The organism is Alterotamlana spongicola, from assembly GCF_035818475.1.
In the GTDB taxonomy this organism is placed as follows: domain Bacteria; phylum Bacteroidota; class Bacteroidia; order Flavobacteriales; family Flavobacteriaceae; genus Cognatitamlana.
On record NZ_JAYMGV010000005.1, the window covers coordinates 178,650 to 194,121 of the forward strand.

Annotated in this window: 8 protein-coding genes and 1 pseudogene; all 9 read right to left on the reverse strand. The window is 33.1% G+C overall.

Going from position 1 to position 15,472, the window contains the following annotated elements; all coding sequences use genetic code 11:
• Positions 1-75 precede the first annotated feature (75 nt).
• The 9 genes and pseudogenes from VOI54_RS17375 to VOI54_RS17410 all read right to left on the reverse strand — a co-directional run bounded on the left by VOI54_RS17375 (position 76) and on the right by VOI54_RS17410 (position 15,401).
• Positions 76-4,041: a hybrid sensor histidine kinase/response regulator transcription factor gene (locus VOI54_RS17375; protein WP_326284527.1), complete on the reverse strand. Its 3,966-nt coding sequence runs from the start codon at positions 4,039-4,041 to the stop codon at positions 76-78.
• A gap of 820 nt (positions 4,042-4,861) precedes the next feature.
• The gene (locus tag VOI54_RS17380) at positions 4,862-6,376 is read right to left on the reverse strand and encodes a sulfatase family protein (protein ID WP_326284528.1); all 1,515 of its coding nucleotides are present in this window, start codon (positions 6,374-6,376) and stop codon (positions 4,862-4,864) included.
• Positions 6,367-6,788, reverse strand: a pseudogene (locus VOI54_RS18020) (DUF6250 domain-containing protein). Before VOI54_RS18020 ends, VOI54_RS17380 begins: the two are co-directional and overlap by 10 nt.
• Positions 6,789-6,829: 41 nt before the next feature.
• Positions 6,830-7,081, reverse strand: a complete 252-nt coding sequence (locus VOI54_RS17385) for a hypothetical protein (RefSeq protein ID WP_326284530.1) — start codon at positions 7,079-7,081, stop codon at positions 6,830-6,832.
• Positions 7,082-7,084: 3 nt separating this feature from the next.
• Positions 7,085-8,368 carry a glycoside hydrolase family 88 protein gene (locus VOI54_RS17390; RefSeq protein WP_326284532.1) on the reverse strand — a complete coding sequence of 428 codons (1,284 nt, stop codon included), beginning with the start codon at positions 8,366-8,368 and terminating at the stop codon, positions 7,085-7,087.
• A 572-nt stretch (positions 8,369-8,940) separates the two neighbouring features.
• On the reverse strand, positions 8,941-10,482 hold the full coding sequence (locus VOI54_RS17395) for a sulfatase family protein (protein WP_326284534.1): 1,542 nt from the start codon (positions 10,480-10,482) through the stop codon (positions 8,941-8,943).
• A 19-nt stretch (positions 10,483-10,501) separates the two neighbouring features.
• Positions 10,502-11,941 carry a hypothetical protein gene (locus VOI54_RS17400; protein WP_326284535.1) on the reverse strand — a complete coding sequence of 480 codons (1,440 nt, stop codon included), beginning with the start codon at positions 11,939-11,941 and terminating at the stop codon, positions 10,502-10,504.
• 135 nt (positions 11,942-12,076) lie between these two features.
• Entirely contained in the window at positions 12,077-13,168 is a 1,092-nt protein-coding gene (locus VOI54_RS17405; protein WP_326284537.1) for a glycoside hydrolase family protein, read from the reverse strand.
• 172 nt (positions 13,169-13,340) lie between these two features.
• Entirely contained in the window at positions 13,341-15,401 is a 2,061-nt protein-coding gene (locus VOI54_RS17410; RefSeq protein WP_326284539.1) for a hypothetical protein, read from the reverse strand.
• Positions 15,402-15,472: the final 71 nt, after the last annotated feature.

Genomic DNA, 15,472 nt, shown 5'->3' on the forward strand with positions numbered 1-15,472 from the left:
ATTAAAATTACCAAATCACAGAACAACAGTGTTTGTTCTGTGATTTTCTTTTTATAATATTTTGGACTAATGTGGTTAGACTTTCTTTTTTGAAGCAGATTCTTTATATTCTTTTGGTAACATCCCGAATTCTTTCTTAAAACATGTAGAAAAATAGGAAAGTGACGTAAATCCGGTTTTATAGGCAACTTCTGATATGTTAAATTCCTGCTCTTTTAGTAATTGCAAAGCTCTTTTAAGACGCATATAACGAATAAACTCGTTACTTCCTTTACCAGTTAAAGCTCTTATTTTTCTGTATAGTGTACTATTACTCATACTTAACTCTTTTGCTAATACATCGGTACTTAATTGTTCATTTTCTATATTGTCTTCTACATAAGCTAGCAATTTATCCATAAACTTTTTATCTAGCTTGGTAAGCTTCATGTTATTAGGGTCAATAGAATTTGGTTTGGCCGTGACTTCTTCATGTCTTTTTGCCTGTAATTTTAAAATATTCTTAATCTGAACTTTTAAAACACTCAAATCAAAAGGTTTAGACACATATACATCTGCTCCACTCTCCAGTCCTTTTAACCTGTCTGGAACACTATCTTTAGCGGTAAGCATTATAAAAGGTATGTGAGACGTGTTAAGATTACTTTTGACCTGTTCGCAAAAGTTGATTCCGTCCAACTCAGGCATCATAACATCAGATATGATAATATCCGGATGAAAATTATCTACCTCTGTTAATGCTTCTTTACCATTTTCAGCAATACATACCTGATATTCGCTTTCCAACCCATCTGAAATATAATGTAAAATATCTCTATTATCATCCACCAAAAGTACTTTTAATTGTCCCTTTTTTCCTTTTATTTTACGACTTACCTTTTGGTCGCTATAAATAGTTTCCTCCAAATGATCATATTGTTCTATAACGGGTGACGTAACATTAGATTCATTTAAAGCAGGTAATTTTACATGAAAAATAGTACCTTCATTATTACTATCTACCTCTATGGTTCCTTGGTGTAAGTTTATAATTTCTTTAGTTAACGCCAGACCAATACCAAATCCTTTATCATTAGCTCCTAAAGCGCTTTCTTCTACTGTATAAAACCTATCAAATATCTTATCTAGGTTTGATGCCGGAATGCCAGAACCGGAATCTTTTATTTCAAAAGATAGCATATTACTTTCGCCCTTAAGAGTTATTTGTATAGAGCCCCCATCTTGTGTATATTTTATACTATTACCAATTAAATTATAGATAACGGATGCCATTTTGTTAGGGTCGAATACCCAATCTCTACCTGTAAAATCAATCTTAGAGGTAAGTTTTATATTCTTATTTCTAGCAGCTTGCTGAAATGATCGTAAATGTCCATTGAAAAAATCGATAAAATTTGATTTTTGAAGGGATAACTCTAAAAACCCTTGTTCGGCCTTCCTAAAATCCAACAGTGTATTAATTAAATTGAGCAATCGGTGTGAATTCCTTTTTGCTATGGCTAATAAATCGCTTTTTTTCGAATCTTGTTCTTGTGAAATTAACCTATCTATAGGTCCCGAAATTAATGTTAAAGGTGTTCTAAATTCGTGAGAAATATTAGTAAAGAACTTTAACTTCATTTGGTTCAATTCTTTTACTTGCTTTATTTCAAATTCTTTAAGTTTTACTGCATTTTTTATTTTTATTCTTTCTGAAATTACTCTTAATGTTACATAAGTAATCAATAAAAATAAACCAATATAAATAACGAAAGCCCACCATGTTTTCCACCACGGTGGTTGTATCGATAAGGACAGCTGAGCACTTTCATCACTCCATATACCATCTGGATTGCATGTTTTAACCTCAAAAACATAGTCGCCAATAGGTAAGTTTTTAAATTCTGCAGATCGGGTATTGGTTTCTGTCCATTTATCATTATAATTCAATAACCGATAGGCAAATTTTATTTTTTGTTCTTGCCCATAATAAAAACTTTCAAAGCTTATAGAAAAATTATTTTGGTCATGCTTTAAATCTACAGAACGCCATTCTGTCCCTTCAAAAATGTTTTTTTCATTTAAAGACTGATATTTATAACTTGTATTTCCAATTTTAAAATCTTCTATAGAAACAGGTAAATGCAATTTATTGGTTTCAATAGCTTTAGGATCTACATAAGTAAGTCCATTTATAGTTCCAAAATATAAACTTCCATTTTCGTCCATATACGAGGAATTAATAGAAAATTGCAAAGATGGTAATCCATCTCCACGATCAAAAGAGAGCATCGTTTCTGTACCACTTTTAAACATCATAAGCCCTCTATTTGTTGTCGCCCATACATTCCCTAATCCATCTTGTATTAAATCATAAATAGTATTATTAATTAATACATCTGATATAGTATATTGATCTATTGTACTATTATTTAAATCAATTTTAAAAAGACCATCACCTTCTGTGCCAATCAATACTTTATCATTGCCAGTTTTCAAAAAAGAAGTAACTATTTTTCCCTCTAAAAAACTCCCTATTTTTACATTACCAAGGTTTTCATTAAATGTTTTATCTCGAGGGTCAAACAAAACACCACCATTTATACGAGCAATAAATAATTTTTTACCATATGAAAAAATACCTCTTATATGGTTATCGCTTTTCATATTTGGTATTGTTATTGGTGATTTTTTATTTTCCTCCAATAGATAAAGTTTGTTATTTGTGCCACTAATAAAAACTTTGTCGTCCTCAGAAATAAAAATATCAGAGATATCTCTTGGAGCATTGGTTCCCAATGATATGCTTTTTACTATTTTGGTCCGAGAATCATATAAAAATACACCATGCTTATGGGTTCCCACCCACATTCTTTGGAATTTATCCATGGCTATGCAATGGATGTTTTTGCTTTGAAACTCCGGAATATTCAATGGCATAGAACTACCATTCTTAGGATTAAAAACAACTATACCGCTTCCTTGCGTGCCTACCCATAGCTTACCTCCTGGCCCCCTTACAATACTCCGAACTGCATCATTAGTTAATTGAAAGTTATTTTTACTTGGCCAAAAACTTTTAAACAAGTTTTGGCGTTGGTTATATAGATTAACACCTCCAAAATAGGTCCCTATCCACATATTGTTATTTTGATCTCTATAGATATTCATAACAGATAAATATGACAAACTAAAAGGATGGTTCTTATCTGGACGTATATGGTTTATCTCCCCCGTTTTATTGATAATATATATGCCATTATATGTACCTACCCATAAATTTTTATTTCCATCTTCCTGAATTGATCGTATAGCAATATCATTGAATAAATCTTCCATCCAAGGTTTGATAGACGAACTTTCATTTGATATATCTAATGAAAAAATTCCATTTGCTCCATTTCCAATGAGAATTTCATTTTTTCTGCGGTATATGGACGTAATAGCGAGGTTTATATCTTCTAGTCCATCCTTTAATTCAATAGGTATTCTTATAAGACTATGGTTATATTCTGAATATCTATAAAATCCACTACTAGAAGCGATAATAAATTTTCCATAACCATACTCAAATAAATTCCAAACATCTCCAATATCGTTTACTAACTTCTGTTGTAATTGGTATTTTACTTTTTCAAAACGATCAATTTCTGAGTTGTACACAAAAACACCTTCATTACTACCCACCCAAACTTTACCATCTATACTCACAAGTATTTTACGACACATTAACCCTTCCAGTTTTTTATACCGTACAAACTTATTTGTTTTCCTATCAAACCTACTTATACCATTATTGGTTGCAACCCATAATCTACCAACATTATCTTCAGCTAAATCTCTTATAAAATTATCATTTAAGCTTCCCAGGTCATTAGGCATTTTATAATACTTTGTAATATCATGTCCGTTATACCGATTCAACCCATCCCGTGTACCAATCCATATCTCTTTTGTATTACTCTGATATATAGATGTAATTGTATTATTTGATAACCCATTATCAATATTAATATGTGAAAAATTCAAATTAATATTACTAATATCTTGAGGAGGAGCCATTGCAAAACTTTTGACAAAGCATAAAAACGATATGTATAAAAATACCTTCATTAATTAGTTTTTTAATAAAAAATAACAATTTATTGTCGCTAAAATAATAATATATTGAACTCATTCATAATACAATCGATTGTAATATTTGCTAAACTTTTTAGCAATTAATTGTGTGACTAATATTCGAATGATTATTATATTTTATTGTTCTTAGATCTACAACAAACAAGTGGACATTTAGATGAGAGGCATGCAGCTACTTTTTGAATAAATCATCCCCGCAGTAAGCTATGAGGATTTTTTTAGATTGAACATTTCCAATTCAAATTCATTTAGGTTTTATACCTTAAATAATATCTTCTTTTTTTGTCATACCAAGCCTCTCCTCTATCCATCCAAAAATAGATCGCTCAGTTTTCGAACTAAGTTTACAACTAACTTATATGTCCATTCTGTTTTTAAGCCTTTAAAGAAAGTTTCTGCTAAAGTATTTTTACTAATAGCTTTTTCGTTTTAACATAATTCAAAGGTAAATTATGTAACTGCAATCTCCATAACCTTGTGCCCGTCCATGGCTATAAAACTTTAAAAAACAAACTCTTAAGATAAAGAATCAATTTTTTAATGCCTTATCTATTTGGTGTGATATTTTTTTGTCAATATCAGACTTATACCCAATTTCAAATGACTTAATAATCTCTTTTTTATCTATTACAGTATTTTGTTGGATAGCTTGAAATGTTAAATTTATCTGCCATACACCTTCCTTCGGAAATTATATCAAAATTCATTAAAATACAAGATACTCATTAACTTTTATTTAAAACTAATTCTTTATCCAAGGATCGTTCATTTTTGTCAACAAAGATGTAAGCTTAGTCATAACTTGATCATCCACTTCTTTATCTCTGCCCCATATATTTTCAAGCTGGTAGGGATCATTTTTGTCATCATAGAGATAATACGTTTTACTACCATCTTTATTATCTTTCACTACTGCAAAGGTATGTTGCATATCTCTAAAACCTCTTCTTCCTAATGAAGGGTTTGATGGTTCCGAACCAAAATACAATTGACTATCTGGTCTTTGCATTTCTTGCCCTAAAAGTATAGGACTATAATTTACCCCTTCCACACTGTCAGGAATCTCTTTTTCTAGTCCCATTAAGCCTAACAAAGTTGGCATATAATCGGGTACACTTATAAGTAAATCTTCAGTTTTAGGTGCTATTTTTTTAGGCCAATGTACTATAAAAGGTATCTCGTAAGATTCTCTAAACCATATGTTTTTATGCATAAGACCTTGACTCCCCAACATTTCCCCATGATCTGAAGAAAAAACAATAATAGTATTATCATAAATACCAAGTGCTTTTAACTTTGCTATAACACGTCCTATTTGATCATCTACTCCCGTTACACATGCAAAATAATCCGGTGCTTCGCTAATTTTTTCTTCAACACCACGATCTCCTGCTTTTAAAGTATTATTATCCGTAAAACGGGCATTTGGGCGTTTAAGTAAATCTTTATGACTCTTGCCTTTATAATGTTCTCTATATTTTTCCGGTACTTCTCTATAAGGATTATGAGGGGGGTTTATAGACCAAAAAAGAGCAAAAGGTTTGTTAGCATCTCTTGGTGCATGACCTGCCCCTTCCAAATACTCCATAATTACATTTGCTTCATGTTCAGGCGACCACTTGTTCACATAAACGGCCTCATTTTCTTCAGCATTAGTAGCCCAGTAGTGTGGTTTAAAATGATGGTTATCGGCATTATAAGCATACCAAAAATCATATCCGTGGCGTCTATCCTGAGGACACCAAGCATCCCAAACAGTAGTCTCCCCGGGAGCAGTTGGTTTTGGGCCTTCTAAATGCCATTTTCCTATATATCCAGCATTATAGCCGTTCTTTGCAACTACATCAGAAAAAGTCTCTGTACGTTTGTCTAAATAGTTATTAAATTTTGTTCTACCAGAATGACAATTGGCAATTACACCATTTGTTAATGGGTATTGCCCCGTAACAAGCATTCCTCTATACGGACTGCAAAGTGGATGATTGGCTACTGCCTTGGAAAAATAAATTCCTTCTTTAGCTAAATGGTCTATATTAGGCGTTATTACCGGGTCTTCATTTAAAAACCCCATAGCCTGTCTGCGATATTGATCGGCAAATATAAAAAGTAGATTAGGTTTGGTATTAGCAACATTAGTAGCGGCCTCTCTTTTTTGTACGCTTTTATTTTCTTGGCAGCCAAACGATAACATAAGTATAGCTACTATTATTAATTGAATAATTTTTTCTTTGCTGATTTGTATTTTTTTTATATGCATTGATTTGTTCTTAATAATTGGGTTATAACAAAATTATCTACTAATAAATGGCTTTTATTGGATCTTATGCCAAAATATCCCGAATAGTAACTATGTTCATCACTAATTTCATACAACAAATGTTCATTGCAATAGTTTTGCGTACATGCCTTAGTAACAACAACCTTTACATAATTCTTCTTGTTAAGTTTTATTCTGTATTCCGTATTTGTTAAATCGTGCTTTGGATGGAGCGGTTTTTTATTATTCCTAAATATTCCCTAAATCTTGTTCTTGTATTGTTATGAACGCCGTAACCTACATAAATAAAGTTTAAATGAATTGTATAAAGAAAACTTCCTTCTCTTTACGTAGTATCTTCAAAAAAGTTATTTGGATTCTCAGGATCACTAGCCATCCAAAAACAATTCATATCAGCTACACAATCGTGTTTGCCTCCTTCATCTACAACAGTTATATCATATCAATAGTAATAGAGACGTGTAATTTCTCCTTAAACCAGACTATAGCTCCATTACTTTGTGAAACATTCATTCGCCCATCTGCAATATTCACTTCTCCACCTTCCATCTGTTCTATTATCCAATTGTTCAAAGTTGCATCAAATGTATCTGAATACAACACTTTTCCCTTGTTTTGGTCAGATGATTTACATCCTGATATTAAAACCAATATTAATAAAACTATTATTGACTTTATATCCATAATTTACAACTGCTGCAATACGGCTGCTATACTTGTTTTTTCAGGAAGCACATGCCTTCCTTCTTCATAATTGAGCATACGCGATAAAGCTTCTAAAAAATAGTAATCTGCATAATTTACCGGCATGTCCACATCGCCACTATGAGGTACACTACCCACACTATGCTTCAATAAGAAATAGTTATCCTCTTTCTTGGAAGCCATATATTTTGATGTACTAACATTATTAATGATATCTTTTGCATAATCAATATAATTATTAGCTTCTTCTTCACTAAGGTAAGACGCTAACTCTATAAGCGCTGAAGCCGTAATGGTTGCAGCAGAAACATCTCTATACAAATAATCTACTCCATTTTGATAGTCCCACTCTACTTTGTAATCTTTATTATTTACATGATAATCCCAATAAGGGATTTTATCTTTTGGAATAGATGGATGTGTTGTTATGTAATTAGCAATGTTATTGGCAAAATCAAGATATTTTTTGTCCTTGGTTGCTCTATAGCATGTTACATAACCATATAAACCCCAAGCTTGACCTCTAGACCAACTGGACTCATCAGCATATCCCTGACATGTAGCTTTATCTAATACTTTTCCGGTTATAGCATCATAATCAACCACATGATAAGAACTATAGTCTTCTCTATAATGATTTTCCATAGTTTTATTGGCATGTGATATGGCAATATTATAATACTTTTTGTTTCCAGAGAGTTTAGAAGCTTCAAAAAGCAGCTCTAAATTCATCATATTGTCTATAATCACAGGAAAAAACCATTCGGTAGTATCATTCCAGGCTTTTCTATAGTTCCATGATTTAATTAACCCTATGTTATTATTAAACCTTTTACTTAGTGACTCAGCGGCATTTATCAATACTTGCTTATAATCTTCTTTCCCTCCTACTCTATATCCGTTTCCATAAGAACAGTTTATCATAAATCCTACATCATGATTCCCACTATACCATTGTATAGTGTCTAAAATTTCTGTATAATCTATAGCCCTTTCTTTCCATTTATCATCTTTAGTGAGTTCATACATATACCACATATTCCCTCCATAAAAACCACTGGTCCAATCAAAAGGAGGTACTGAGCGCAAACTACCATCTTTATGATGCGTTCTAGGAATGAGTTTTGATTTATATACATCTCCAATTTTACCATACTGTACTTCTGCAACTTCAATGATTTTTTGTTTGTTTGTTTTTATATTTTTCTTGGAAGTACAGCTTATGGATAATCCCAAAAGCATTAATAAAACAATTATTCTGTTCATAGTTTTGTAATAGATTTAAAATTTGATGGACAGCTCTAAAAGAATTGAATACAACTGACCTGTTAATTATTTACAAAAATATTGCATCTATATTCCTATTAATATCACAAATCAATCAATTGACGATGTTGTTTAATTCTTATCGGTCAAATTATATGAAATATAGTGCTATGAACAGGTTTTATTAAAAAATCATACTGCTTTTTTAAAGTTTTTATTCTCGCTACAACACTATTTTTATTGAGGAACTAACCATACAAAAGAGACAAACTATGTCAAGGAAATTCATTTTCTCTATTTATCTTTAGGATCTCCTCACACTCTAACTTTTAATAACAAAACATAGCAAGAAAAATATAAAACAATATGGACATTATTTACTAAATAAACTGCCCCAGTACAAGCATACGAGGCAGTTATAGAAAACTATTTTTGATTCTGTAGAAAGGGCTCGGGTATTGGGTAGATACAACAAGATAGAGCCACAAAAGTAAAATCATTCAAATAACCCGATTGACGGTCAGAATTTCAGTAATTAAATGAACTATCTTAACACAAAATGAGTACTCTTATTATTCTTCAAGTTCTTTTGAAAACTCATCATTGATAAGTACAGCATGAGAACCCCATTTTTCTATGATAACTGGAGCATCATTGGTACCTTGCTTTCCTTTAGAGGATGACCCTTTTCGAATTATATCAGCTAATTCTTTTCGCATTTCTATTACTTTTTCGGGATATTGCTCCGCTAAATTTTTTTGCTCACTTTCATCTAAGGCCATATTGTACAACTGATAATTTTTTATAGGATTATCGGCTTTGTTAGCTTCTTCTTTATTGGTTTTAGGAGCAGTCCAACCTCCAGACCCAGGAACTGCTGCCATTTTCCAATTGTCCTTTCGGTAAGCGAAATAGCCTTGAACAGAATGATGTATCACATCATTTCTATTGGTTTTTCCACCATAAAATGCTTTCATAAAGCTTTGGCTATCTACACCTTCTTGCGCTGATAATTGATAGTTCGTAATATCTGCCAAGGTGCCCATAACATCTGTAAAACAAACAATACCTTTATGTGTGCTTCCAGCATTAATTTGTTTTGGCCATGAAGCAAAAAATGGTACACGGTGTCCGCCATCCCAAATATCAAATTTTGCACCTCTATAATGCGCCGATGGGAAATGGCCCATCTCATTTAATTCACTTATTTTTGATGTAGGGCCCGAAGTTCCATTATCTGAACTTACTATAACTAATGTATTTTCATATAGGCCATTATCTTTTAAAGCTTGAATAACTTTACCATAACTGTTATCTGTTTGCATAACAAAATCTGCATGTGCATTTAAACCACTTTTTCCTTGCCACTCTACTGAAGGCACAACCGGACTGTGAGGCGAATTCCAAGGGATATAAAGAAAGAATGGTTTTTTATTGTTTTTCCTTCCTGCTATAAATTCTACTGTTTTTTCGGTTAAACGTGGTAACATGTCTATTGGAGGCACATTTTCTGTAACTTCGTTATTATCAATCCATGTACTCATAGAACCTGAATGATGAAACCCATGAAACTCATCAAAACCACCACGATCTATAGGGCCTTTTTCTACTTTACTGCCTATAGGCATATTAGAAACAACTCTATGTTGTCCATTAACAATTATACCTAAATGCCACTTTCCAAACATGGCTGTATGGTATCCTTGTTTTTTTAACATTTTAGCTAACGTGAGTTTGTCTGCATCTATTAAACTTTCACCACCTTTTAACACACCTTTTTGAAGTCTTGTACGCCAATGGTAGCGACCAGTCATTAAACTATAACGTGATGGTGTACAAACAGACGAGGTTCCATGGGCATCTGTAAATACCATACCACTTCTAGCTATAGCATCTAAACTTGGTGTTGGTATTTTACCTCTTGTTGGGTTTAGGTGTTGAATTTCACCAAACCCCAAATCATCAGCTAAAATGACAACAATATTTGGCAACTCACTATTTGCCTCTTCTTCTTCTTTCTGCTCATTTTTTGTTGAGCAACTTGTACTTATTACTAATGTTATTATAAATAAAAAACTTCTTCGTATAATAACCTTTATATTTTTAACATTCATACGATAATGATCCATTTTATTATTCAAGAATTATTTTATCTAATATTGGGTACGTATCTGTTCCGTCCTGATCTTTTTCTATTTTAAATTCAAATTGAACATATTGTGTTTTTGGTAAACTGGCTAAATCTAAAGAAGCAGGTGTTTTACTAACTACACGAGGAAAACCTGGAGTATGATTATAAGTTTCTTTAATGTTTTTCCAATTGGTCCAGGTATCTATTTTTTTATCGCTATTACTATCTACACCAACACGAACACTAACGCCGTTTATCCAAGGCCCATTACTTACAAAATCGTTTGTTTGAGAAATTAAATAGAATTTACCTTCGGCATAACCAACGGTTGGGTCTGGGTGTCCTTTTCCAAAAGTACCAGAAAACTCAAAAGTTTTATCTAAGCTTGATGACGTAAAACGCCCTACCTTCATATGGTTTCTATCAGTTTTTTTTCCAGCTGTGGCTTCATTAGCTTCATCATAATCACCAAACAAATGATATTGATCTCCTATACGGATAATAGTCCAATCTCCATAAGCGTTCTGAATAGGGGTATGTATTTCATATTTATTGGTATTTTCCTTTCCCCAATGCAGGTGCTTATAAAAACCATATTTGCCTGTTGGCTTAGTTCTGTGATCTACTGCAGGTGTTTCTAAATTTTTAAAAGGTCTTATACCATCAGGACTCACCGCATGATCCGCCAATGGTGAATCCCAGGCTCTTAGTCTTGCATTTATGGGCGACCAATTTTCTGAAATTAAATGAAAGGTTCCGTCTAAATCTCTTATTATTGCCATATCCGATCCTGGTCCATCATCATAAACCATCCCCATTTGTTTGCCCATTTTTCCGTCATAAATATCATCATCTATAATTAAATGGGGGTCTGTATCGTTAGGAATATCCGCATAGAAATAAAACTTGCCATCAACATATTCTGCTGTCGTTACCCATCTTGCTTCCCAATCAGTAATTGGGCCATGATGTACCCAATGCACCATATCTGTGCTATGCCAGGCGTGATAACCTCTTAAGGTTTCTGTTTCGCCGCCTTTCCCATTGGTTTGAAAAGGATCTTTTTCTTTTAGAGCTCCATAGCGTCCGAATATCCAGTAATCTTTATCTTTTAAACTTAATAATACCGGAGCGTCTCTAAGATTAGAGGGGCCCACATGAGCTACTTCCTTCCAATTATTCCAAATCGGTGATTGCTCAAAAGTTATTGAAGTTAATTTAGTTGCCTTTTTAAACTTTTTTTTCTTGCTTACAAAAGTGCCTTTTCCTGAAACCATTCCTTTTTCAAAGTTAAATTTAGTAGTACTTTCATTGTTTTTTTCCCACGCTTTCTGTGAGTCAATTTCCCATAAAACGGTTTCTTTTTTATTTTGTGCGTAAACTGAATATTGTGATATACTAATAAAAGCTATAACTAATAACAGCCTCAAAGTGTGTTTCATCTGTTTAAATTTTCTTGTTTTTTACCGGTCATACTTCGACTTTGCTCAGTACACAGGTTGTAATTCGCCATTGAACATCTCGATTTGTATTAAGAATTATGGCTTATCTTATATTTATATCTATTTAATTGTCTTTTATTTTAATGGAATGACCATATTCCATGATTTTTTTCCATGTAGAAATCCTCCAGGACCATCCATTGTTGCCAAAAACAAGTGTGTTGGTTTTCCATTTTCAACTAAAACAAATGGGCGTTCAAGATTACCCTGAGTAATGGTTTTGCCATTATCCCATTTTACTGTTTTTGTATATGCTTTCGGGCTTTTATCTACTTTCCAATTTATACCATCTACGGAATGTGCTAACAAACCATCACCATGATGTCCTGTTATCTTACCTTTTTGGTCTTTGGCTACCATGTGAAACCCTGTATCATCTTTCCACAAATGAGGATCTTCTATGACTCCTAAATTCTTTTCAGAAAAAAATGGTTCATCATGCATAATTGTATATTCTCCATCATAGGACTCTGCTGTTGCCACGCTTATATTCATACCACTATGCCTGATGCCATTTTCGCGGTATTGCCTGCTTTTAAAAAGTAAAATAACCGATCCATCCTCCTTTATTAGTGGAGATGGATTAGAGGTTAAGAAACTATAATAAGAATCTGGTTTTACTTCTAAAATAGGGCTATCTTGTCTTTTCCATGGCCCATAAGGGCTTTTTGAAGTAGCAATTCCAATACGTTTTCTCCACCTGCCTACAATACACCATTTACTATCAAGCGTAAGTTTATACCCTGTTTCATATGTTAAATCTTCAAATGGATGGGTAGAACCCATGTAATACAAAATATAAGTATCTTTATATTTGACAATCTTTGGATTATGACAAGATCTCCCGTCCCAATATTGTGTTCCTCGAGCTCCCAAAGCCATATCTGAAAATTTATATGGGCCTTCGGGGGTTTCTGAAACTGCATGAACTATTTCAGAAGCAATCATCCAACCCGGATGAAATGGAAGGTATTTAGGAATTCTGGAGGCAAACATATGGTATTTACCATCTTCACCTTTTATTACACTGCTTCCCCAAACCCAATAGTTTTCCATTTTAAAACCACCATTAACAGGGGCTTCTTGTAACCTGTCTGAGATGATATTTTGAGCAAGTGCTCCTTTTGCTATGAATAGCATAGCTAAAAAAATGAGTTGTTTTTTCATATATGTACTTATTTTGAAACTCGATTATTTGTTTTCATTTATAATCTGCAATAATTTAAATCTATCAAAGAGTTCTTTGATTCGTACAAAGCATATGCAAAATTTTAATCAATAGTATATAAATAATACGATTAACATTAACATAACCTTATTCTATAAATACGAATTCTACTTATTCATTACCTATACCATAAAGTGCTTCCCTGGTTTTTAATATGGCATATACTTGTAATGGTTTTCCCTGATAATGCGTTTTCCATAAACACTCTTTTACTTCAGGGTTAAACTTTGCCAAATAAAAAAGCCCTTCTCCTGCGCTATATATATCTTTAGCCAGTTCTTTACCCTCTCCGTTTATATGAAGAGAAAACAAGCCATTGCCTTGGTACATATTAACTACCGAATTGGCATAATAACTTACAGTATCATCACTTAAATATCCATCTTCATACAAAAACGTAAATGCCCTGCCATCCATAGAGCCATGCCCTGAATCTTCTGCCTTCATTTTAGGGGAAGGATGGTTGTATGCTGAATAGGGGTGGGTTAAAATTTTATTTCCATTCCTTTCAATTACGAACATGTATGATTTAATATAATCCATGTTGTCAACAACAATTTGCTTTAGCCGGTTTGCATATTCCTTTTCCATATCAAACGCCTTATAAGCTTCCGATGCGTTTTGTTTGGCTAATATTAAAGGCAAAATGCGATTAAAATAAGGATGTACCCCTATTTTTTCTCCGGCAAATACATCACATGTTGTATAGACTTGTTTATCTTTTGGAACATAATCCTCAATCACCTTATCCCTGTCTGGATGCTCTATATATTCATCAATATAATAGTCAAAAACAACTTTTGATCTTTCTAGCAAAATCATTGCTATTTCACGATACTTCATTCCTTTAAAACGCTTTAAAGTACCTGAATATATTTGATTCCAAATGGTTTTATTTTCAGCAATAGTTCTGGCACATACCGCAGGCCATACTACGCCTGATGACTGAGCTGCTGCATTACCAACACCTATTTTGTCTTGATCGTCAAACCATCTAACATTATATTGCGGCCAAACCGGTGGCAAAACATCTTTCACTCTGCCTTCGGCAAGTGATATTCCTGTTGCTAATGAAACTTTAAGATTGGGATTAATATCATTCCTGGCTAAATAACCTCGTTCGCAACCTTCAATGGTTCTATTAACAATTGTAATATCATTGGTTTTTTGATATAACCACCGCCCTATATTGGGGTTATAAAAATTACCGAAATTTCTATCAAATCCTGCCAATGGAATATTAAAAGCATAGTAATCTTTAAATTGGTTAAGTTCCTTACTTGTTACAGGCCCATCAAACTTCAGTTTTAAATTCCCAACCCTTGATTTACTTTTTATATTGTCTTTATTCTGGTTTTTATCAGCTTTAATGTTCGCATCAATATTCGCCAGGCTATTCGGGTTCTTTATATAAGCCCTATGCGATTTTATAGGTATGTTGCGTAAACCGGGCAATACATTTTCATTTACATGACCTACACCTACAAGTTTGAATAAATGCGAAGGCCCCTTGTGTTGTATAGCTGGCAAATAACTATACATCCCAAAGCTTGTCACTGGGTTATTCATATCCCGAACGTCCCAGGAACACGTTACGGCATATTCAGGATTGTCTTTTTTCATCATTACAAGGCGAATCTTATTTTTTAGATGTGTTGCCACAACCCATATATCAGTATCTCCTCTTCCTATCATAGAAAAAGGAGTCAAATATTCTGACATCTGCTTTTTGGGATTCTTTAAATCTATCAGATTAATATCCTTATGAATACTTACTTCATAATCTCCAATCTGTAATCGTAACCATCGAAGTCGATCCATTGGAACCTTCGGGTATCTATAATGCAATAAAACGGCAAGGCTCTGCCCTTGTTTAAGCGTTTCTGTTCCGGCTATTGAAATGCGTTTGGTTGCCATTTTAGGCAATAAATCTTTGTGTTCCTTTTTAGTTGCTCTAACAGCCTCTAGTTCTATGCCATCTGTAGAATATATTATTTTCTCCTTAGAATTAGCATCTAATATCAAAGCTCCGTTATCAGGTGAAAGGTTTGCTAATGAGGTAAAATTAAAATCACTAAATGCCTCATGTGCTTTTTGTGCGCATGAGCATAAAATGCATCCAACTACAAAAATTGCAAACATTTGTAATTTCAGTTTTTTTAAAAATTTCATTCTTTAATCAATTAAAAATTATTTAGGGTTTTAGTATTCGTTGTTCTTGCGTATGTACATTTTTTGAGAAC